The sequence below is a fragment of the Microbacterium pseudoresistens genome, assembly GCF_013409745.1.
Taxonomy (GTDB): Bacteria; Actinomycetota; Actinomycetes; order Actinomycetales; family Microbacteriaceae; genus Microbacterium; species Microbacterium pseudoresistens.
This window is the reverse complement of the sequence record NZ_JACCBH010000001.1, coordinates 149,831-168,500: the sequence shown is the minus strand read 5'-3', so window position 1 is coordinate 168,500 and position 18,670 is coordinate 149,831. Positions and strand designations below refer to the sequence as shown.

At 70.7% G+C, this 18,670-nt stretch carries 18 protein-coding genes and 1 tRNA gene; 14 read left to right on the top strand and 5 right to left on the bottom strand.

The window, feature by feature from the left end; translation table 11 throughout:
* The first annotated feature begins 91 nt into the window (after positions 1-91).
* Complete coding sequence (locus BKA02_RS00845) at positions 92-895, top strand: AraC family transcriptional regulator (protein ID WP_179430401.1); 804 nt, start codon at positions 92-94, stop codon at positions 893-895.
* Here the strand turns inward: BKA02_RS00845 and BKA02_RS00840 are convergent.
* Both BKA02_RS00840 and BKA02_RS00835 read right to left on the bottom strand, forming a co-directional pair.
* Positions 837-2,087 (bottom strand): APC family permease, encoded by a 1,251-nt coding sequence (locus BKA02_RS00840; protein WP_179430399.1) that lies wholly within the window; start codon positions 2,085-2,087, stop codon positions 837-839. The genes BKA02_RS00845 and BKA02_RS00840 overlap by 59 nt on opposite strands.
* A gap of 45 nt (positions 2,088-2,132) precedes the next feature.
* A complete protein-coding gene (locus tag BKA02_RS00835; protein WP_179430397.1) occupies positions 2,133-2,606 on the bottom strand; it encodes a PaaI family thioesterase in 474 nt (157 codons plus the stop codon).
* 121 nt (positions 2,607-2,727) lie between these two features.
* Between BKA02_RS00835 and BKA02_RS00830 the strand changes: the two genes are divergently transcribed.
* From BKA02_RS00830 to BKA02_RS00795, 8 genes are all read left to right on the top strand, one after another.
* Positions 2,728-3,078, top strand: coding sequence for a GntR family transcriptional regulator (locus BKA02_RS00830; protein ID WP_179430395.1), 351 nt, complete (start codon positions 2,728-2,730; stop codon positions 3,076-3,078).
* Entirely contained in the window at positions 3,075-4,121 is a 1,047-nt protein-coding gene (locus BKA02_RS00825) for a DUF1648 domain-containing protein (RefSeq protein ID WP_179430393.1), read from the top strand. The genes BKA02_RS00830 and BKA02_RS00825 overlap by 4 nt, the downstream gene beginning before the upstream one ends.
* Before the next feature lie 35 nt (positions 4,122-4,156).
* Complete coding sequence (locus tag BKA02_RS00820; protein WP_246285946.1) at positions 4,157-5,122, top strand: CPBP family intramembrane glutamic endopeptidase; 966 nt, start codon at positions 4,157-4,159, stop codon at positions 5,120-5,122.
* 110 nt (positions 5,123-5,232) lie between these two features.
* Positions 5,233-6,513 (top strand): phosphopyruvate hydratase, encoded by a 1,281-nt coding sequence (gene eno, locus BKA02_RS00815; protein WP_179430391.1) that lies wholly within the window; start codon positions 5,233-5,235, stop codon positions 6,511-6,513.
* Positions 6,514-6,720: 207 nt separating this feature from the next.
* Entirely contained in the window at positions 6,721-7,146 is a 426-nt protein-coding gene (locus BKA02_RS00810; protein WP_343045309.1) for an FtsB family cell division protein, read from the top strand.
* Between the two features lie 56 nt (positions 7,147-7,202).
* Complete coding sequence (locus tag BKA02_RS00805; RefSeq protein ID WP_179430387.1) at positions 7,203-7,727, top strand: DUF501 domain-containing protein; 525 nt, start codon at positions 7,203-7,205, stop codon at positions 7,725-7,727.
* Complete coding sequence (locus tag BKA02_RS00800) at positions 7,724-9,037, top strand: S8 family peptidase (RefSeq protein WP_179430384.1); 1,314 nt, start codon at positions 7,724-7,726, stop codon at positions 9,035-9,037. Before BKA02_RS00805 ends, BKA02_RS00800 begins: the two co-directional genes overlap by 4 nt.
* Before the next feature lie 39 nt (positions 9,038-9,076).
* The gene (locus BKA02_RS00795) at positions 9,077-10,525 is read left to right on the top strand and encodes an FAD-dependent oxidoreductase (RefSeq protein WP_179430382.1); all 1,449 of its coding nucleotides are present in this window, start codon (positions 9,077-9,079) and stop codon (positions 10,523-10,525) included.
* Positions 10,526-10,569: 44 nt separating this feature from the next.
* Here the strand turns inward: BKA02_RS00795 and BKA02_RS00790 are convergent.
* A tRNA-Leu gene (locus tag BKA02_RS00790) sits at positions 10,570-10,642 on the bottom strand.
* A gap of 63 nt (positions 10,643-10,705) precedes the next feature.
* Here BKA02_RS00790 and BKA02_RS00785 point away from each other — a divergent pair.
* The 3 genes from BKA02_RS00785 to BKA02_RS00775 all read left to right on the top strand — a co-directional run bounded on the left by BKA02_RS00785 (position 10,706) and on the right by BKA02_RS00775 (position 13,929).
* Complete coding sequence (locus BKA02_RS00785) at positions 10,706-11,971, top strand: alanine racemase (protein ID WP_370467876.1); 1,266 nt, start codon at positions 10,706-10,708, stop codon at positions 11,969-11,971.
* Positions 11,968-13,281: a D-arabinono-1,4-lactone oxidase gene (locus BKA02_RS00780; RefSeq protein WP_179430380.1), complete on the top strand. Its 1,314-nt coding sequence runs from the start codon at positions 11,968-11,970 to the stop codon at positions 13,279-13,281. Before BKA02_RS00785 ends, BKA02_RS00780 begins: the two co-directional genes overlap by 4 nt.
* 69 nt (positions 13,282-13,350) lie before the next feature.
* The gene (locus tag BKA02_RS00775; protein ID WP_179430378.1) at positions 13,351-13,929 is read left to right on the top strand and encodes a LemA family protein; all 579 of its coding nucleotides are present in this window, start codon (positions 13,351-13,353) and stop codon (positions 13,927-13,929) included.
* A 71-nt stretch (positions 13,930-14,000) separates the two neighbouring features.
* On the opposite strand, the gene BKA02_RS00770 is transcribed toward BKA02_RS00775, so the two are convergent.
* Together BKA02_RS00770 and BKA02_RS00765 are read right to left on the bottom strand one after the other, a co-directional pair.
* Entirely contained in the window at positions 14,001-14,897 is an 897-nt protein-coding gene (locus BKA02_RS00770; RefSeq protein WP_179430376.1) for a hypothetical protein, read from the bottom strand.
* On the bottom strand, positions 14,894-16,165 hold the full coding sequence (locus tag BKA02_RS00765) for a winged helix-turn-helix domain-containing protein (protein WP_343045308.1): 1,272 nt from the start codon (positions 16,163-16,165) through the stop codon (positions 14,894-14,896). Before BKA02_RS00765 ends, BKA02_RS00770 begins: the two co-directional genes overlap by 4 nt.
* 90 nt (positions 16,166-16,255) lie before the next feature.
* Here BKA02_RS00765 and BKA02_RS00760 point away from each other — a divergent pair, with 90 nt between their 5' ends.
* Together BKA02_RS00760 and ilvA are read left to right on the top strand one after the other, a co-directional pair.
* The gene (locus BKA02_RS00760) at positions 16,256-17,431 is read left to right on the top strand and encodes an AI-2E family transporter (RefSeq protein ID WP_179430372.1); all 1,176 of its coding nucleotides are present in this window, start codon (positions 16,256-16,258) and stop codon (positions 17,429-17,431) included.
* Positions 17,428-18,663, top strand: coding sequence for a threonine ammonia-lyase (ilvA, locus tag BKA02_RS00755; RefSeq protein WP_179430370.1), 1,236 nt, complete (start codon positions 17,428-17,430; stop codon positions 18,661-18,663). Before BKA02_RS00760 ends, ilvA begins: the two co-directional genes overlap by 4 nt.
* Positions 18,664-18,670: the final 7 nt, after the last annotated feature.

The window sequence follows — 18,670 nt, the reverse complement described above, 5'->3', positions numbered from 1 at the left end:
GCTAGGAAGGGGTGGGCATCGTGCGCTTGGAGATTCGCGACAACCTGATCGGAGCAGCGTCGGTCACGGCGCTCATGCCTAGGCTGGCGGCATGATCGACGCGACTCGAGGCATTCTCTACCCGGCGCGTCTGCCCGAGTTCCATCGGCTGCCCGCACCGGCCGAGGCGGCCGAGCTCGTCGCCTGGTTCTGGATCCCGGAATGGAATCTCGATCCCGGGCGGTCGTCGCGTCAGGAGGTGGTGAGCTACCCGGCGCTGAACCTCGTGGTCCAGGCCGAGGAGGGTGCCTCGCTCGCCGGCGCGACGACGCGCGCGTCGCACCGGGATCTCGTGGGACGCGGATGGGTGGTCGGTGCCCTGCTGCGCCCAGCGGCGGTCGCGGCGCTGATCGAGGATCCCGCGGCGCTCGTCGACGCCGAACGCGCCGTCGACGAACCGGTTCTGCGCACCGCGGTGACCGCTGCGATGGCAGCAGGAGAGGGGCACAGGGAACGCGCGGTCGAGGAGTTCGCCCACTGGCTGGCCGCGCGAGTCGGGACTGTTTCCGAGCCCGCCCGGCATGCGAACGCGATGGCCGATCTCCTCATGATGGACTCCTCGGTGCGCACACCCGCGCAGGCGGCGGCCCGGCTCGCGGTCTCCGAGCGCACGCTGCAGCGGATGGCGCATCGCCACGTCGGTCTGTCGCCGGCAGCGATGATCAGGCGGCGACGCCTGCAGGAAGCCGCCCAACGGGTGCGCGACGACCATAGCGTCGATCTGGCGACGATCGCGGCCGAGTACGGCTTCGCCGATCACGCGCACCTGAGCAACGAGTTCCGCACCGCGCTCGGCTTCACGCCGTCGGCGTACCGGAGCGGGGTCCGATCCTCAGGCGCACCGCTCGCGCCGTGACGCCGATCAGCACGACCGCTGATCCGATGAGCGAGGCCTCGATCGGCAGGCTGCTCACGAGGAGGAGGCATCCGAGGGCGCCGAGCACGGGGAGGATGCGGGGGTACCGCCGCGCGGCGGTCGGCTGCCGCAGCGCCGAGGCATTCGCGAGGAGGTAGTACAGCAGCACTCCGAATGAGGAGAAGCCGATCGCGCCGCGGAGGTCGGCGATCAGGACGATCGCGATCACGGTCGCCCCGATCGCGATCTCGGCGCGCCGAGGCACCTGGTGTCGCGGAGCGATGCGGGCGAGAACATGCGGAAGGTCGCTCTCCCGCGCCATGGCGAGCACCGTGCGTCCGATCCCGGTCAGCAGCGCGAGGAGCGCACCGAGCGAGGCCGCCGCCGCGGCCACTCGCACCAGGGTCGCGCCGACGGGCCAGCCTGCGGCGGCGATCACGTCGGCCAGGGGCGCCGCAGAGGTGAGCGCGTCCGCGCCGAGCGTCAGCACCACGGCACTCCCGACGAGCAGGTACACGACGACGGCGCCGCCGAGGGCCAGAACGATCGCTCTGGGAATCGTGCGGGCGGGATCGACGACCTCCTCGCCCATCGTCGCAATCCTCGCGTAGCCCGCGAAAGCGAAGAAGAGCAACCCGGCCCCCTGCAGCACCCCGTACGCGGTGGGCGCGTGCAGCGGGGGCGGGGTTGCGGTCGTCGTCGCCGCACCGGCACCGGCCGCGACGACGACGGCGAGGCCGATCAGCGTGACCACGACCAGCACGCGCGTCAGCGCGGCCGTACGGGTGACGCCGAGACAGTTGACGATCACGAGTGCGGTCACCGCGACCGCGGCGACCGGCCTCGCCCAGCCCTCGGGGGCGGCGTATGCGGCGAAGGTCATCGCCATGGCGGCGCACGAGGCGACCTTGCCGATGACGAAGCACCACCCGGCGACGAACCCCGCCCACGGACCGATCTCGGCCCGTGCATAGGCATAGGTGCCACCCGAGACCGGGTGGGCGGCAGCGAGCTGGGCGGAGGAGGTGGCGTTGCAGAATGCGACGAATGCGGCCACACCCAGCGCGATCAGCACGCCGGAGCCGGCGACACCGAGCGCAGGGCCCCACACGGCGAACACGCCTGCGCCGATCATCGAGCCAAGCCCGATCGCGACGGCGTCGGCGAGGCGGAGACGTCGTGCGAGGGGCATGGTTCCAGCGTGGCACGGCGCGGTGAACGGCGGGAGTCGGCGAGGTCAGTCGGCGCGGGCCTCGGTCACGCGCTTCTTCTCGCGGATGTAGACCTCGCGCCGCACGTGCGCGACCACGTCGCCGGAGGCATCGACGATGTCGGTCTCGAACCACTCGAGGACTTTCGCCCCGCCGTGCGCCCGCTCGCGCAGCTCTTGCGCCCTCTCCGGCGGCACGTGGAACTCGGCAGTGAGCACGCCGCGGCCGGGTTTGACGAACTCGATCTCGCCGCGGGTGTCCCACACGACGTAGTCGCGACCGAGCTGATGCATCACGAGCATGAAGAAGTAGGGGTCGGTCATCGCCGACATGGAGCCGCCGAACGCCGTCTTGACGTAATTGCGGGTGAGCGGATTCACGTGCAGCTCGACCGTCGCCCGGGTCCAGTCGTCGTTGAACCGCCGCACGCGTATCCCGCTGAACAGATTCGGGAGCCACAGGCTCATGCCGATCGCGAGTCGTCGGGGAGTGATGCGCATGGCGCCAGTGTGGTCGACCGCTGCGGAGAGCGGAAGTCAGCTGGAGGGTGGTGACAATAGTTCTAATTGAGCTAGAATTATCAGACAAAGCGGAGACGCAGAGGAGACGAGGAAAGAAGCCGTGCTCATCCGGATCAGCGACGACGTCGGGCGCCCGCTCTACGAGCAGGTGGCCGCATCGGTGCGCGCCGAGATACTCGCCGGCCGCGCCGGTCCCGGCGATCACCTGCCGCCCGCCCGTGAAGTCGGTGCGGCGCTGGACATCAACGTGCACACCGTGCTGCGCGCCTACCAGGTTCTGCGCGATGAGGGACTCGTCGATCTGCGGCGCGGCCGCGGCGCCGTCATCTCACCGGCGGCTGCTCCGCTGGCAGCGCTCGCGCACGACATCCGATCTCTCGTCGATCGCGCCGCGGCGCTCGGCGTCTCGCCCGCCACTCTCGCCGCTCTCGTGAAGGAGACCTCCGCATGACTCTCGACGCCACGGCGGCCGCTCGCCGTTCGCGCACCGCCTTCGTCTGGGTGGGGGCGATCGTCCCCGTGGTGATCCTCGCGGTGGCGACGGCCGTGATCATCGCCTGGCTGCCCGAGCTTCCCGACCCCGCCGCGACGCACTGGGGTGCGGAGGGCGCCGACGCGTTCGGTCCGCGGTGGACCCTGGCGCTGAACCCGCTGATCGGCGTCGCGGTCGTCGCACTCCTCACCGTGATCACCCTGGTGTCGAGCCGGATGTCGGCCAGAGCCGACGGCGCCGCCCCGCGGTGGTCGTCGACGGCGCGCTTCCTCGGCGCGATGAGCCTCGGCACGGCCGGGCTCATCGCGTTCATCGCCCTCGTCACCACCGCGGTGCAGCGCGGTCTGAGCACGGGAGAGCAGGCGCCCGACGTGACGGGTGCCGTGATCGCCGGTCTGGTGCTCGCCGTCGTGCTCGTCGTCGTCGGCTGGCTCCTCCAGCCGGCGAGCCCCACCCCTGTTGCGAGCGGCGTCGCGTCGGAGCCGCGCATCCCACTGGCCGCAGGAGTGCGCGCGGCATGGTTCGGCACGGCGAGCATGAACCGGGCCGGCGTCGTCGTGCTGCTCGCGACGCTGGCGGTGCTCATCGTCGTCACCGCGTTCGCGGCGGCGCGCGGCTCGTCGGCGGCCTGGATCATCGGGGCGGTCACGGCCCTGGTCGCACTCCTGATCGGCGGCACATTCGTTTTCCGGGTGCGTGTGAACCGGGAGGGGCTGCTCGTGCGCTCCATCATCGGCTGGCCGCGCGCCCAGATCCCGCTGGAGCGGATCGCCCGCATCGAGACGACGCCGCTCGATCCCTTCCGCGAGTTCGGCGGGTGGGGGTGGCGCATCGCCGTCGACGGACGCCGCGGGGTCGTGCTGAGAGCGGGCGAGGCGCTGCAGGTGACGGATACGCGCGGCCGGGTCTTCGTCGTCACCGTGGACGGCGCCTCCGAGGCGGCGACGGTGCTCGAGAGCCTTCGCGGACAGGTGCGGCATGACGCGACGGGAACGGAATGATGACAGGGAACGGAAGGACGACAGGGAGCGGGACGATGCCTGAGCACGAGAACACACCGGAGAACGAGAACATGCCGAATGAGCGAGCGGTCGCCGCGGCGCCACCGGTGCGCATCAGCCCGGCGGCGACGATCGTGTTCGTCGTGCTCGCGTGCGCGCTGGCGTGGCTGGTGGCGCTGCCGTTGTGGCTCGATAGCGGCCTGGGCAACCCGCTGGCGACGGTGCTCGTCCCGCTCATGATGTTCACGCCGCTGATCGCCGCACTCATCGTCGTGCTCGCCCTGCGCGCCGTGCCCAAAGGGCAGCGCCTGCGATTCCTGGGCATGTGGCCGCTGCGACCCGCCAGGCGCGTCGTCTGGCTGATGGTGCTGGGCTGGCTGTCGCCGATCGTGATCGTCATGGCGGCGCTCGCGCTCGCCGCGGCGGCGGGGTGGGTCGCCCTGGACTTCTCCTTCGCCTCATACGCCGCGCTGCTCTCCTCCGCGAGCGGGGTCGACATCGACGCCCAGTCCGCCATGATCGCCGCCGTCGTGCAGCTGGCCGTCATCCCCTTCGCCGCCCTCTTCAACGCCGTCTTCGCCTTCGGGGAGGAACTCGGCTGGCGCGGCTTCCTCGTGCCGGCGCTGCGCCCGCTGGGCACCTGGCCGGCGCTCATCCTCAGCGGCGCGATCTGGGGCCTCTGGCACGCGCCGGTCATCCTGCTCGGGTACAACTTCGGGCGCACCGACCTCACCGGCGTGGTGTTCATGACGGGCGGATCCATCGCCTGGGGAGTGCTACTGGGCTGGTTGCGGCTGCGCTCGGCATCGGTCTGGCCGGCCGTGCTCGCCCATGGCACGCTCAATGCCGCAGGCGGGCTCGTCCTGATCCTCGCGGCCTCCACGCCCGACATGGCGCTGGCGGGTCCGCTGGGCGTATCCGGGTGGATCGTGTGTGCGCTCGCCGCGGTCATCCTGCTGCTGACCGGGCAGTTCCGTCGCCAGCCTGCGCTCGCCGCGTGAGATCCGCTCCTCGGCGCGGTGCACCCCGCGGCTAGACTGACTGCGGATCGACGACGCTCCGTCCACCATCCCCTCCGAACACGACCGTTCACTCACGAAGGAGCACATCCGTGGCACTCATCGAGGCTGTAGGCGCACGCGAGATCCTGGACTCCCGGGGCAATCCGACCGTCGAGGTGGAGGTGCTCCTCGACGACGGCATCGTGCAGCGCGCCGCCGTCCCCTCGGGCGCATCCACGGGTGCGTTCGAGGCGTATGAACTGCGCGACGGCGACAAGAGCCGATACGGCGGCAAGGGCGTGCTCAAGGCCGTCGAGGCCGTCATCGACGAGCTGGGGCCCGCGATCGAGGGTGTCGAGGCGAGCGAGCAGCGCGTCATCGACGAGATCCTCATCGAGGTCGACGGCACCGACAACAAGAAGCGCGTCGGTGCCAACGCGATCCTCGGCGTGAGCCTGGCCGTCGCCAAGGCGGCGGCCGACTCGGCCGACCTGCCGCTGTTCCGCTACCTGGGCGGCCCCAACGCGCACCTGCTCCCGGTGCCGCTGTTCAACGTCATCAACGGCGGATCCCACGCCGACAACGGCATCGACATGCAGGAGTTCTTCCTCGCCCCGATCGGCGCGGACACGTTCTCGGAGGCATTGCGCTGGGGCACGGAGGTCTACCACGTGCTCAAGGGCGAGCTGAAGGCGGCGGGCTTCGCCACCGGCCTCGGCGACGAGGGCGGCTTCGCTCCCGATCTGCCGAACAACCGCGAGGGACTGGAGTTCCTCGTCAAGGCGATCGAGAAGGCCGGCTTCACGCCCGGCACCGACATCGCCCTGGGTCTGGATGCCGCGGCCACCGAGTTCTTCGACAAGGGCGTGTACCGCCTCGACGACAAGGACTGGGACGCCGCCGCGCTCACCGACTACTACGTCGGCCTCGTCGACGACTTCCCGATCGTCACGATCGAGGACGCGCTGGCCGAAGACGACTGGGACGGCTGGAAGGCGCTCACCGAGAAGCTCGGATCCTCGATCCAGCTCGTCGGAGACGACCTCTTCGTCACCAACCCGGAGCGCCTGCAGAAGGGCATCGACCTCGGCGTCGCCAACTCGCTGCTGGTCAAGGTCAACCAGATCGGCACGCTCTCCGAGACCCTCGACGCGATCAACCTCGCGCACCGCTCGGGCTACACGACGATGCTCTCGCACCGTTCGGGCGAGACCGAGGACACCACGATCGCCGACCTCGTCGTCGCGGTGAACTCGGGCCAGATCAAGAGCGGCGCGCCCGCTCGCAGCGAGCGCGTCGCGAAGTACAATCAGCTTCTGCGCATCGAGGAGGAGCTGGGCGACGCGGCGGTCTTCGCCGGACGCAGCGCCTTCCCGCGCTACAAGGGCTGATCGGCCGGCGGATCATGGATCCGCACACGATCTCGACGCGATTCTGACGGAGGGGGAGCCATGGCACGACGACCGGCTCCCCCTTCGTCGTCCCGTACTTCGGCGCCCTCGTCGGCGCCTTCCTCGTCCGCGCCCTCCTCGTCGGTCAAGGCGCGTCCTGCCGCGACGTCGCGTACCGCTGCGCGCCGTCCGCGGGGCACCGTCGACGTGCGGGAGTGGGTCGGCGGCATCCGACTGTCCGGCTTCATGGTCATCATGCTCTCGCTGGTCATCCTCGGCGCCTGGGTGCTCGTGCCCACCTTCGGCACGTACCTCGACCAGCGGCAGAAGATCGCCGCCCTCGAGCAGACTGTCAAGCTCAGCGGCGAGCGCATCGCCGAGCTCGAGCAGGAGCGCGATCGCTGGGACGACCCGGCCTACATCACCACGCAGGCCAGGGAGCGGCTGTACTACTACCAGCCCGGCGAGATCCTCTACCTCGTGCAGAACGACCTCGACCCCGCCGCGCGCCCGAAGGATCCCGCTCCCGTCAGCGACGAGGTGCAGGAGAAGGGATCGGACTGGATGCCGCAGCTGCTGCGCAGCCTCACCGGAGCGGGGCTCGCGCAACCGGCCACCGCCGCCGACGGCTGAGCGCTCCAGGCTCGTCGTTGCGGTCTCGCACAGGAGGCGTCCCGTACCCTGGGTGCGTGACCACGCCGCCGTTCGACCCGCCCTCCGAGGCCGACATCGCGGTGGTCTCGGCCCAGCTCGGACGCACCGCCCGCGGCGTCGTCGGGATCGCCGCCCGATGCGCGTGCGGAAACCCGACGGTCGTGGCCACCGCTCCGCGCCTGGCCGACGGCACGCCTTTCCCGACCTTCTACTACCTCACGCATCCCGCGGCCACCGCGGCGATGTCGACGCTCGAGGCCGAGCAGGTGATGCCCGAGCTCGCTGCGCTCCTCGATGACGAGACGACGGCCGCCGCTTATCTCCGCGCCCACGAGGCCTATCTCGCCGACCGTGCCGGTTTCGGAGATGTGCCCGAGATCGCCGGGATCTCCGCGGGAGGCATGCCCACGCGGGTCAAGTGCCTGCACGCGCTGGCCGGGCACGCCCTCGCCGCCGGCGCGGGTGTCAATCCGATCGGCGACGAGGCGCTGCGACGCTCCCGGTGGTCGCCGGGACGGTGCGAGTGCCTCGAGCCGGGGGCGGCGAGCGCGGCACGATGACGGCGCGCAGCGCGCGCGGCGTCGCGGCGCCGTGGCGGATCCTCGCGGCCGTCCTCGTGGCGGCGGCCTCATCCACCCTCGTGGCGGCGACGCCCGAGCCCACGCCCACGCCGACGCCGACGATCGATCCGATTCAGCTGGCGGAGTACTGGCTGGATGGCGGCCATGTACGCGAGGCGTGGGAGACCACGCGGGGCGAGGGCGTGACGATCGCGATCATCGACACCGGCATCGCCCAGGGGCCGGCGGCGTTCGAGGGCGCCGTCGTCGGCGGCACCGACGTGTCGGGCCTCGGCTCTCCCGACGGGCGCACGCCGGTGGGTCCGGTGGATGCCGACCACGGTTCGCTCGTCGCCTCGCTCGCCGCCGCGCGTCCCGCCGCCGACGGCACGGGCATGATCGGCGTGGCGCCGAAGGCGAACCTGCTCTCGGTGTCGCTGGGGTTCGGCGCGTCCGCTCCCGTCCCGTTCGTGCAGCAGGTGGCTGAGGCGATCGTGTGGGCCGTCGACAACGGCGCCGACATCATCAACCTCTCGTTCACGACGAACACCCTGGACTGGGACAAGAGCTGGGATGACGCGTTCCTGTACGCCTACGAACACGACGTCGTCATCATCGCCGCGGCAGGCAACCGCGGCAGCGGCACCGCATCCGTGGGTGCCCCCGCCACCATCCCGGGCGTGCTGACCGTGGGCGGCGTCGATCAGCACGGCATCGCGAGTCGGGCGGCGTCCACCCAGGGCATCACGATCGGCGTCATGGCCCCCAGCGAGTCGCTGCTGGGCATCACGCCCGACGGCGATCTCATCCGCTGGCCGGGCACGAGCGGGGCCGCGCCGATCATCGCCGGGGTCGCCGCCCTCGTGCGCGCCGCGCATCCCGAGCTGGATGCCGCCAACGTGATCAACCGGATCATCCGCACCGCGCGACCATCGGATCAGGCGACGCAGAACCCCGATCCGCTGTACGGATACGGACTCTTCGACGCCGCCGCCGCGGTGAAGGACGACGTCGCCCCCGTCGACGCGAATCCGATGGGGGATCTCGCCGAATGGGTGCGCGTGCACCGGCGCGGCGCCGCCGAACCCGCCCCGGTGCCGAGCGCGGCCCCCGTCACCCTGCCCCCGCTGCCGGCCGCCGACCCGCCCGCAGCTGAGGGTTCGCCGCTGATCCCCGGCGCCGATAGCCTGTTGTACGGCACGCTGCCGCTGATCGCTCTCACAGTCCCTGGTATTCTGATAGCGCTTGGTGTCACCGCTGCTGCCCGGCGCATCCGTTCGGCGCGCGCCCCACGCACGCCGAGATCCTGACGACGAGGAGCTGTCCCGCACGTGGCCACGAATTCTTCTGTGCCCAAGATCCTGATTGTCGGCGGAGGCTACGCGGGCTTCTACACGGCGTGGAAGCTGGAGAAGCATCTGCGCAAGGGCGAGGCCGAGGTCACGATGGTCGACCCGCTCCCGTACATGACCTATCAGCCGTTCCTCCCCGAGGTCGCCGCGGGGTCGATCGAGGCGCGTCATGCGGTGGTGGCCCATCGCAGACACCTCACCCGGACGAACGTCGTCACGGCGAAGATCACCGGCATCGACCACGCGAACAAGGTCGCGACGATCACGCCCGAGGCCGGCGAGCCGTATGAGTTCGCCTACGACCAGATCGTCGTCACGGCCGGCGCCGTCTCGCGCACCTTCCCGATCCCCGGCATCGCCGACAACGCGATCGGACTGAAGACCATCGAAGAGGCCGTCGCCGTGCGCGACCGCCTGCTGTCGAACTTCGACAAGGCGGCCTCCATCCCCGCCGGGCCGGAGCGCGACCGTCTGCTCACCGTCGTCGTCGTCGGCGGCGGATTCGCAGGCATCGAGGCGTTCGCGGAACTGCGCAACCTCGCCTCGGCACTGGTGGGCAAGTATCCGCAGCTCTCGTTCGAGGACACCCACTTCCACCTCATCGAGGCGATGGGGCGCATCATGCCCGAGGTCTCGCTGAAGACGAGCGAATGGGTGCTCAAGGACCTCGCCAAGCGCGGCGCCAGCGTGCATCTCGACACCCAGGTCACCGGCGCCGTGGACGGCGACGTCGAGCTCTCCACGGGCGAGGTCATCCCGTCCGACCTCATCGTCTGGACCGCGGGCGTCATGGCCAACCCGACCGTCGTGCGCGGCGGCGACCTGCCGGTCGAGGAGCGAGGACGCATCCAGACCCGTGCCGACCTGCGCGTGGGCACCGATGACGACGTCGTCGAGGGCGCATGGGCCGCGGGCGACGTCTCGGCCGTGCCCGACCTCACCGGCGGCGGCGTGGGCGGCTTCTGCGTGCCCAATGCGCAGCACGCGGTGCGTCAGGCCAAACTGCTCGCGAAGAACCTCGTGGCCGTGCTGCGCGGCGAGGAGCCCAAGGACTACGTGCACAAGAACCTCGGCGCCGTGGCAGGGCTCGGCCTCTACAATGGCGTCTTCCAGTCGGGCGGCATCGCGCTGAAGGGCTTCGTCGCCTGGCTCGCGCACCGCGGTTACCACGGCCTGGCCATGCCGTCGTGGGAGCGCAAGTGGCGCGTGCTGTGGGGCTGGTGGAACAACCTGTGGCTGGGTCGCGACTTCGTGAACCTGCAGACGGTGCAGGACCCGCGCTACGTGTTCGAGGAGTTCGCAGCGCGGCCGCGACCGGCATCTCCCGCCTCCGCGGGGAAGACGCAGGAGAGCAGCGCCGACGAGAAGCCGGCCAAGAAGACCGCGGCGAAGAAGAGCCCCGCCAAAGCCGCGGCACGCGGCAAGTCGGAGAAGGTCGCCGGCTGACGTCCGGGCAACCGGGGTTCGAGGCGCGAGCCATGCGTGTGACGTACCCCCGGTCGGACTCGAACCGACACTGAAGCGATTTTAAGTCGCCTGCCTCTGCCATTGGGCTACGGGGGCCCGCCCAGAAGCCTAATCGCGTCGAGCGGCTCACCGCATGCGGGTACGTCGTAGGGTAGGGGAGTGCTCGATCTCATCGCCGACCGAGGCGCCGCGACGACGCCCGCCGACCCGCGCATCCGCACGACGGTGCGCCGTCCCTGGGAGCACCCGCACCACTGGTGGCCGCGCCTGACAGAGGCCACGGCGCACCTTCCGGCGCCGGTCGGCGCGATCGATCTCGATGCGCTGCGCTACAACGCCCTCGACATGGTCGTGCGCGCCGGCGGGCTGCCCATCCGTGTCGCGACGAAATCGGTGCGGGTACGCTCCGTCATCGACGCCGCGCTGAAGGTCCCGGGATATCAGGGGCTGCTCGCCTTCACGCTGCCCGAGGCGCTGTGGCTGGCAGAGGAGCACGACGACATCGTCGTCGCCTACCCCAGCGTCGACCGCGCCGCCCTGACCCGACTCGTCGCCGACGAGCAGGCGGCGGCGCGCATCACCCTCATGGTCGACGATCCTGCCCACCTCGACCTCATCGACGCCGTGGCCGCGCCGGGAAGCCGTCCGCGACTGCGCGTCGCGATCGATCTGGATGCGTCGTGGCGCTCGGCCGCCCTCGGGCACATCGGCGTGCGCCGGTCGCCGCTGTTCAGCGCCGACGATGCCGCCCGGTTCGCCCGCGCGGTGGCCGAACGGCCGGGTTTCCGACTCGTCGGCGTGCAGATGTACGAGGCGCAGATCGCCGGTCAGCCCGATGACACCGGCAGCGGAGACGGGCTGATCCGTGTCGTGCAGGAGCGCTCGCGGCGCGAGTTGCGCGAACGCCGCACCAGGATCTTCGAGGCCGTGCGCGCCATCGTGCCCCTCGAGTTCGTCACGGGCGGCGGCACGGGCTCGCTCGAGTACAGCGGATCCGATCCCGTGCTCACCGAGATCACGGCGGGCAGCGGACTGCTCGCCGGGCACCTTTTCGACGACTACCGTGCGTTCCGGCCCGCGCCCGCTGCGGCGATCGCCTTCGATGTCGTGCGGCGCCCCGCCGACGACATCGCCACGGTGATGGGCGGCGGCTGGATCGCCTCCGGCCCGCCCGTGGCCTCCCGTCAGCCGCAGCCGGTGTGGCCGACGGGATTGCGCACCATGCCGCGCGAGGGCGCAGGCGAGGTGCAATCCCCACTGCGCGGCGAGGCGGCGCGCACGCTGCGGATCGGCGACCGTGTGTGGTGGCGCCACGCGAAGAGCGGCGAGGCGGCCGAGCGGATCGATGCCTACCACCTCGTCGACGGCGACCGCGTGATCGACGAGCTGAGGACCTATCGCGGCGAAAGAAAGGCATTCCTGTGACGAGACCCGGCGGAGTGTGGCGGAACTGGGGGCGTTCGGCATCGGTGCGACCGGTGCGTGTGGAGCATCCGCGCAGCCCTGAAGGCGTGCAGCGCGCCGTTCTCGCCGCCGCTGCCCAGGGCCTGCGGGTCAAGGCCGTCGGCGCCGGGCACAGCTTCACCGGGATCGCCGTGGCGCCGGATGTGCTGCTCGACCTCGATGACATGCAGGGCCTGGTCGGCGTCGATGCCGACCGCAAGCGGGTGACCCTGCTCGCCGGCACGCGCCTGCATCGAATCCCGCGGCTGCTCGCTCCGTACGGTCTCGCCATGGAGAACCTCGGCGACATCGACCGGCAGTCCATCTCGGGGGCGATCTCCACCGGCACCCACGGCACCGGTGCGCGATTCGGCGGCATCACGACCCAGGTCGTCGGCGCCACGCTCATCACTGCCGCGGGGGAGTTCCTGCGCATCGATGAGGAGCACCAGCCCGAGCTCCTGCCCGCCGTCGCCCTCGGGCTCGGCGCCCTGGGCATCCTCGTCGAGGTCACGCTGCAGTGCGTCCCGGCCTTCGTCCTGCACGCGGTCGACCGCCCGCAGCCGCTCGATGACGTGCTCGACGGCCTTCCCGCGCTCGTCGCCGACTCCGATCACTTCGAGTTCTACTGGTTCCCCCACACCGACATCGCCCTCACCAAGAGCGCGGAGCGGCTGCCCGAATCGGCCGTGCGCCATCCGTTGCCGGCCGTGGGAAAGTGGATCGACGAGACGCTGCTCTCCAACGGCGTCTACCGGGCCGTGTGCGCGGCGGGCACCGCGCTGCCCGCCGTCACCTCGCCGTTCAACCGGCTCGCCGTGAAGCTCACCGGTGACCGCGAGTACACCGACATCTCGCACCGCGTGCTCACGCAGAGTCGCACGGTGCGGTTCCGCGAGATGGAATACGCGCTGCCCGCCGAGAACGTCGTGCCCGCGTTCGGCGCCGTGCGCGCGCTCATCGCCGAGCGCCGGTGGCGCATCGAGTTCCCCATCGAGGTGCGCTTCGCGGCTGCCGACGACATCTGGCTCTCCACAGCGCACGGCCGCGATTCGGCCTACGTCGCCGTGCACCGGTACTGGCGGCACGATCCGCGCGAGTACTTCGAGGCGGTCGAAGCGATCATGCTCGAACACGGCGGCCGGCCGCACTGGGGCAAGCTGCACGCCCAGACACGCGACTCGTTGCGCGAGCGCTATCCGCGCTTCGACGACTTCATCGCCGTGCGCGACCGCCTCGACCCCGAGCGCCGGTTCGCGAACCGTTACCTGGAGCGCGTGCTCGGCGAGTGATGGCAGACGCTCAGGAGACGTCCGGGAGCCGGGGATAGGATGAGACGAACGAGTTGAAGGGGGTCGCTCATGGACGTTCTGGTACCAGTGCTCATCGTCGTGGGCGTCGTCGTGCTCTTGGCGCTCGTCGTCGGCATCTACCTCTGGTCCACCTACAACTCGCTCGTGCAGCTCAATGTGCGCGTCGACGAGGCGTGGAGCGACATCACGGTGCAGCTCAAACGGCGCGCAGATCTCATCCCGAACCTCATCGACACGGTGAAGGGATACGCAGCGCATGAGAAGGCCGTGTTCGAGAACGTCACCCGCGCGCGCGCCGAGACGCTGTCGGCAACGGGCCCCGCAGAGGCGGGAGTCGCCGAGGGGCACCTCCAGCAGGCGCTGAAGAGCCTGTTCGCCGTGGCCGAGGCGTATCCGCAGCTGCAGGCGAGCCAGAACTTCCTGGGGCTTCAGCACGCGCTGGTCGACACGGAGGACAAGATCCAGGCCTCCCGCCGCTTCTACAACGGTGGCGTGCGCGAACTCAACACCAAGATCAAGGTCTTCCCCAACAACCTCTTCGCCCGCAACCTCGGCTTCTCCGAGCGCGAGTTCTTCGAGGTCGTCGACGGTGCAGCGATCGCGGAGCCGCCTCGCGTGCAGTTCTGAGCCCCGAAGTTCTCAGCTCTGGACCTCTGGGCCGGATCTCTCAGCCGCGGAAGACGGCGAGCTGACGGTCGTCAGCGCACCGCGATCCGCAGGGCCTCGACGGTGAAGACGACATCTCCGTAGACGCTCCATGCGTCGGTGCGGTAGGTGCTCTGCACCTCAGCACCGTTCGCATCGAGCCCGTGCACAGTGGCGATGAGCACGCCGCCCGTCGCCGCGAACGACGCCGATTCCGGTGTCAGAACGATCTGCGGCATAGCCTCGACGCGGTACGCCACCGAGGTGAGCGACGCGGCATCGGCGCCCCAGGGGATGCGGATGCCGCAGTGCGGCCGGATCTCCGCGGCCTCGGCGGTGCACTCGCCCAAGTACGACTCGAGCTGGGCCTGTGCCGCCGTCGTGGACTCGTCGGTGAGCTCGGGGGCGAGTTCGGCTTTCGTCGTCTCGCCGGGATGCACCGCGATGCCCACGGAGCCTGTCATGTAAGGGGCGGGCGCGGCGCTCGCCTCGTACACGCCGGGCAGCAGGGCGATCGGGACCGAGGCGTCGATGCCTGCGACGGAGACGGCACCCCATGGTCGGGTCACCGAGACGGTGCCGGCGAGCGACGTCGACGGTGACCAGCCGGCGGACCCGCGTCGCAGCTCGACGGTCGTGCGGTGGGCGTCGCCGTCCAGCGTGTATGACACCGTCACCCGCGCCCGATCGCCGTCGACCTCTTCGGCGACGGCGACGGGATCGGAGACGGTGGCATCGGCGGCCGCCAGGGCGGCGGCCTGCTGTTCGTCGACATCGGCTCCGCACGAGCGCACGCCCTGCGCATCCGCTCGTGCGAGCGCCTCGAAGCAGCCGAGTGCCGTCTCCGCCGGGCCGGGGGCGGGGCGCAGCATCCACCAGATACCGGCGACCGCACCGAGGAGGATCATGGCGCCGACGGCGATCAGCGCCGTGCGTGCGCGCCTGCTCACGCCACGACCTCGTCCCTCGGGCCGGCGTGGCGTGTGACGGCGCCATCGGCGTCGAGCGCCGCGTGCAGCTCATCGGTCGCGTCTCCCCACTGCGCCACCGAGATGCCGTCCAGCCCCTGCCATCCCGCAGCGGTGCGCAGCTCGGCTGCGATCCGCTCCACGTCGGCGACGGGGTCGGCCTGCGGCTCCCACCAGGCGGACTGCACGCGGAGCACGCCCGCGGCGCGGTCGGCCTTGAGGTCGATGCGGGCGGCGATCCGATCGCCGACGAGCACAGGGAGCGAGTAGTAGCCGAAGCGCCGCTTGGCTGCGGGTGTATAGATCTCGATCCGATAGTCGAGCTCGAAGGCGCGCAGCGCGCGCTCGCGGAACCAGACGACGGGATCGAACGGGGTGAGCAGCGCCGTGGCGCCGATGCGCCGGGGGATCGCCGCCTCGGTGTGCAGCCAGGCTGGGATGGGCCGGCCGCCGCGCTCCCAGCCCCGCACCCGCACCGGCCTCAGCTCGCCCGCATCCACCAGCTCCTGCACGGCGGTCTGCACAGCGACGCGATCCCGGATGCGGTAGTAGTCGGCGAGATCGGCTGCGGTCGCCACGCCGTGCGAGCGCGCCGCGCGGCGCACGAGTTCGCGGATCGCATCGTCGACGGCGATCTCGTGCCCCAGGACCTCTCGGGGAACGACGTGCTCGGCCAGCGCATATCGGCGTTCGAAGCCCTCACGACCGGCGATCGCGACCTCGCCCGTGCGCCAGAGGTGCTCGAGGGCGTGCTTCACGTCGTCCCAGTCCCACCATGGTCCGCGGTTGCGCGGGGCTTCGTCGCGGATGTCGGCGGGCCGCGACGGGCCCTGGGCGTGAAGCACCTCGCGCACGCGTTGGAGGGTGCGCGCGCGGTCGCCGTGCCACTCCGGGTCGTACTTGCGGGCGAACCCCTCGCGACGGAAGCGCCACAGTGGCCAGTCTTCGACGGGGAGGAAGGTGGCCTCGTGCGCGAGGTACTCGACGTATCGCGACGACCGCGACATGAACGTGCGATCGAGCATCGCCGGCTCGTACGAGCCCAGCCGCGAGTAGAGCGGCATGTAGTGCGAGCGTGCGAAGACGTTCACGGAGTCGATCTGCAGCACGCCCATCCGCGCCATGGCCGCATGTGCGTGCCGCGGCGACGGATTCTGCGGCCGGCGCCTTGAGAAACCCTGGGCGCCCAGGGCGATCCGGCGCGCATCGGCGGCGCTGAGCGTATCCGTGGATCGCGGCGTATCGGTCACATCGGCCAGCGTACCCACGGCCGACGACATGACCCCGCCGTGACCCTCGCGATACCGGGACGGGAATACGGCCGGTCATAGAATGGGCGGATGACACCGGAGAAGCCGCGGCTCCGCGACCTGCTGCGCGTGGCGGCCGCGCCGAACGAGGCCGATCAGACGGTGCCGAACGGACTGCGGGTCGCCGCCGCGTACGCGTGGCGTTTCCTCGTGCTCGCCGCGGCGATCGGGGTGCTGATCTGGCTGGTGATCCAGCTCAAGCTCATCGTCGTGCCGCTCATGGTGGCCCTGCTCGTCACCGCATTGCTGTGGCCGGTGTTCGAGGCGATGCTGCGCACGCGCATGCCGCGATGGCTCGCGATCGTCATCGCGGTCGTCGGCACCCTCGCGATCGTCGCCGGGCTGCTGTGGCTGGTCGTGTGGCAGATCGTGCGGGAGTGGTCGGAGGTGCGCGACCGCACGCTCAAGGCCTTGGACGATTTCCAGGCGTACCTCATCGACGGACCGCTGCACCTGTCGTCGGCTGAGATCGAGGGGTATCTCCAGCAGGCGCTCCAGTTCATCCAGGAGCAGGCCGAGCTGCTGTGGTCGGGCGCCCTGGCGATCGGCACCACGGCGGGTCATGTTCTCACCGGCGCCGTGCTCGCGGTGTTCATCCTGCTGTGCATCCTCGCCGACGGCGCCGGCATCTGGCGCTGGGCGCTCCGGCTGTTCCCCCGTACCGCGCGCCCCGGCGTGGACGCGGCCGCGCACAACGGGTGGCGCACGGTCGTGAACTACGCCCGCACGCAGCTTCTCGTGGCCACGATCGACGCGATCGGCATCGGCCTGAGCGCGTTCTTCCTCGGCGTTCCGCTGGCCATCCCGGTCGCCGTGCTCGTCTTCCTCGGCTCGTTCATCCCCATCGTCGGTGCGGTCGTGACCGGCGCGCTCGCCGTCTTCCTCGCCCTCGTCTACAACGGCCCGTGGATCGCACTGTGGATGCTCGTCGCGGTCCTGATCGTGCAGCAGGTCGAGGGTCATCTGCTGCAGCCGCTGCTGATGGGCGCAGCGGTGAAGGTGCATCCGCTCGCCGTCGTGCTCGTCGTCGCCGGCGGCGCGATGATCGCGGGCATCCCCGGGGCGCTGTTCGCGGTGCCGCTCGCCGCGTTCGTGAACGTCTTCGCGGTGACGATAAGCAGCGGGTCGTGGCGCACGGGTGCCCCGCCAGGCGGAGATCTGATCTGGAGCACGGTGCCACGGGCACGGAAGGGAACAGCGGGATGACGCGAGACGCGATACCGGCACTGGAGGAGATCGAGCAGGCCGCACGCGGACTCGCCGACGTCGTGATGCACTCGCCGATGCTGCCTTCGCGCGCACTGTCGGAGGCGCTGGGATCACCCGTGCTGCTGAAGATGGAGAACCTCCAGCGCACGGGCTCCTTCAAGATCCGCGGTGCGGCGCATCGATTGTCCCGCCTCACCGCCGAGGAGCGCGCCCGCGGCGTCGTCGCGGCGTCGGCCGGAAACCACGCCCAGGGCGTCGCACTGGCGGCCCAGGCGCTGGGCATCCCGGCCACGATCTTCATGCCGATCGGGGTTCCCGTGCCCAAGCTCCTCGCCACGCGCGGGTACGGCGCCGAGGTGGTGCTGGAGGGCGAGACGGTGGCGACGTCGCTGCGCCTCGCCGACGAGTTCGCCGAGCGCACGGGCGCCGTGCTCATCCATCCCTTCGACCACCGCGACATCGTGATCGGGCAGGGGACGCTGGGGCTCGAGATCGTCGACGATGTGCCCGACGTCGACACGGTGCTCATCGGCATCGGCGGGGGAGGGCTCATCGCCGGGGTGGCGACGGCGGTCAAGGCTGCTGCCGCTGCCCGGGGCCGCGAGGTGCGGATCGTCGGCGTGCAGGCCGAGAACGCCGCTGCCATGCCGGTGTCGCTGGCCGCTGGACACCCGGTGGAGATCACCACGCAGCCCACGATCGCCGACGGGATCCTCGTGGCGCAGCCCGGGGGAGTGCCGTTCGAGATCGTTCAGGAACTCGTCGACGAGGTCATCACCGTCACGGACGACGACATCGCCCGCGCCATCCTCGTGCTGCTGGAGCAGGCGAAGGTCGTCGTCGAGCCTGCCGGAGCCGTGGGCACGGCCGCGATCCTCGCGGGCAAGGTCTCCGACACGGGCACGACCGTCTCGGTTCTCTCTGGGGGCAACATCGATCCGCTCCTGCTGCAGCGGGTGGTCTCCCACGGCCTTGCCGCATCCGGACGCTACCTGACGATCCGCATCCCGCTTCCGGATCGCCCCGGGCAGCTCGCGCGCGTGTCCGCCCTCATCTCGCAGGCGGGCGCGAACGTCATCGAGGCGATGCACACGCGGCACGGCCACGGCCTTCAGATCAGCGATGTGATCCTCGAGCTCAGCGTCGAGACGCGCGGCGTCGAGCACTCCGAGCTGACGCTGCAGACGCTGCGCGACGCCGGCTTCGAGCCGGTCGTCGTTCCGGATTAGGCCGTCA

Bases quoted from the DNA above. Each gene is read 5' to 3' on its own strand.
- BKA02_RS00845 (WP_179430401.1), top strand. From the start codon at position 92: ATGATCGACGCGACTCGAGGCATTCTCTACCCGGCGCGTCTGCCCGAG.
- BKA02_RS00840 (WP_179430399.1), bottom strand. From the start codon at position 2,087: ATGCCCCTCGCACGACGTCTCCGCCTCGCCGACGCCGTCGCGATCGGG.
- BKA02_RS00835 (WP_179430397.1), bottom strand. From the start codon at position 2,606: ATGCGCATCACTCCCCGACGACTCGCGATCGGCATGAGCCTGTGGCTC.
- BKA02_RS00825 (WP_179430393.1), top strand. From the start codon at position 3,075: ATGACTCTCGACGCCACGGCGGCCGCTCGCCGTTCGCGCACCGCCTTC.
- BKA02_RS00820 (WP_246285946.1), top strand. From the start codon at position 4,157: ATGCCTGAGCACGAGAACACACCGGAGAACGAGAACATGCCGAATGAG.
- BKA02_RS00800 (WP_179430384.1), top strand. From the start codon at position 7,724: ATGACGGCGCGCAGCGCGCGCGGCGTCGCGGCGCCGTGGCGGATCCTC.
- BKA02_RS00775 (WP_179430378.1), top strand. From the start codon at position 13,351: ATGGACGTTCTGGTACCAGTGCTCATCGTCGTGGGCGTCGTCGTGCTC.
- BKA02_RS00760 (WP_179430372.1), top strand. From the start codon at position 16,256: ATGACACCGGAGAAGCCGCGGCTCCGCGACCTGCTGCGCGTGGCGGCC.
- ilvA (WP_179430370.1), top strand. From the start codon at position 17,428: ATGACGCGAGACGCGATACCGGCACTGGAGGAGATCGAGCAGGCCGCA.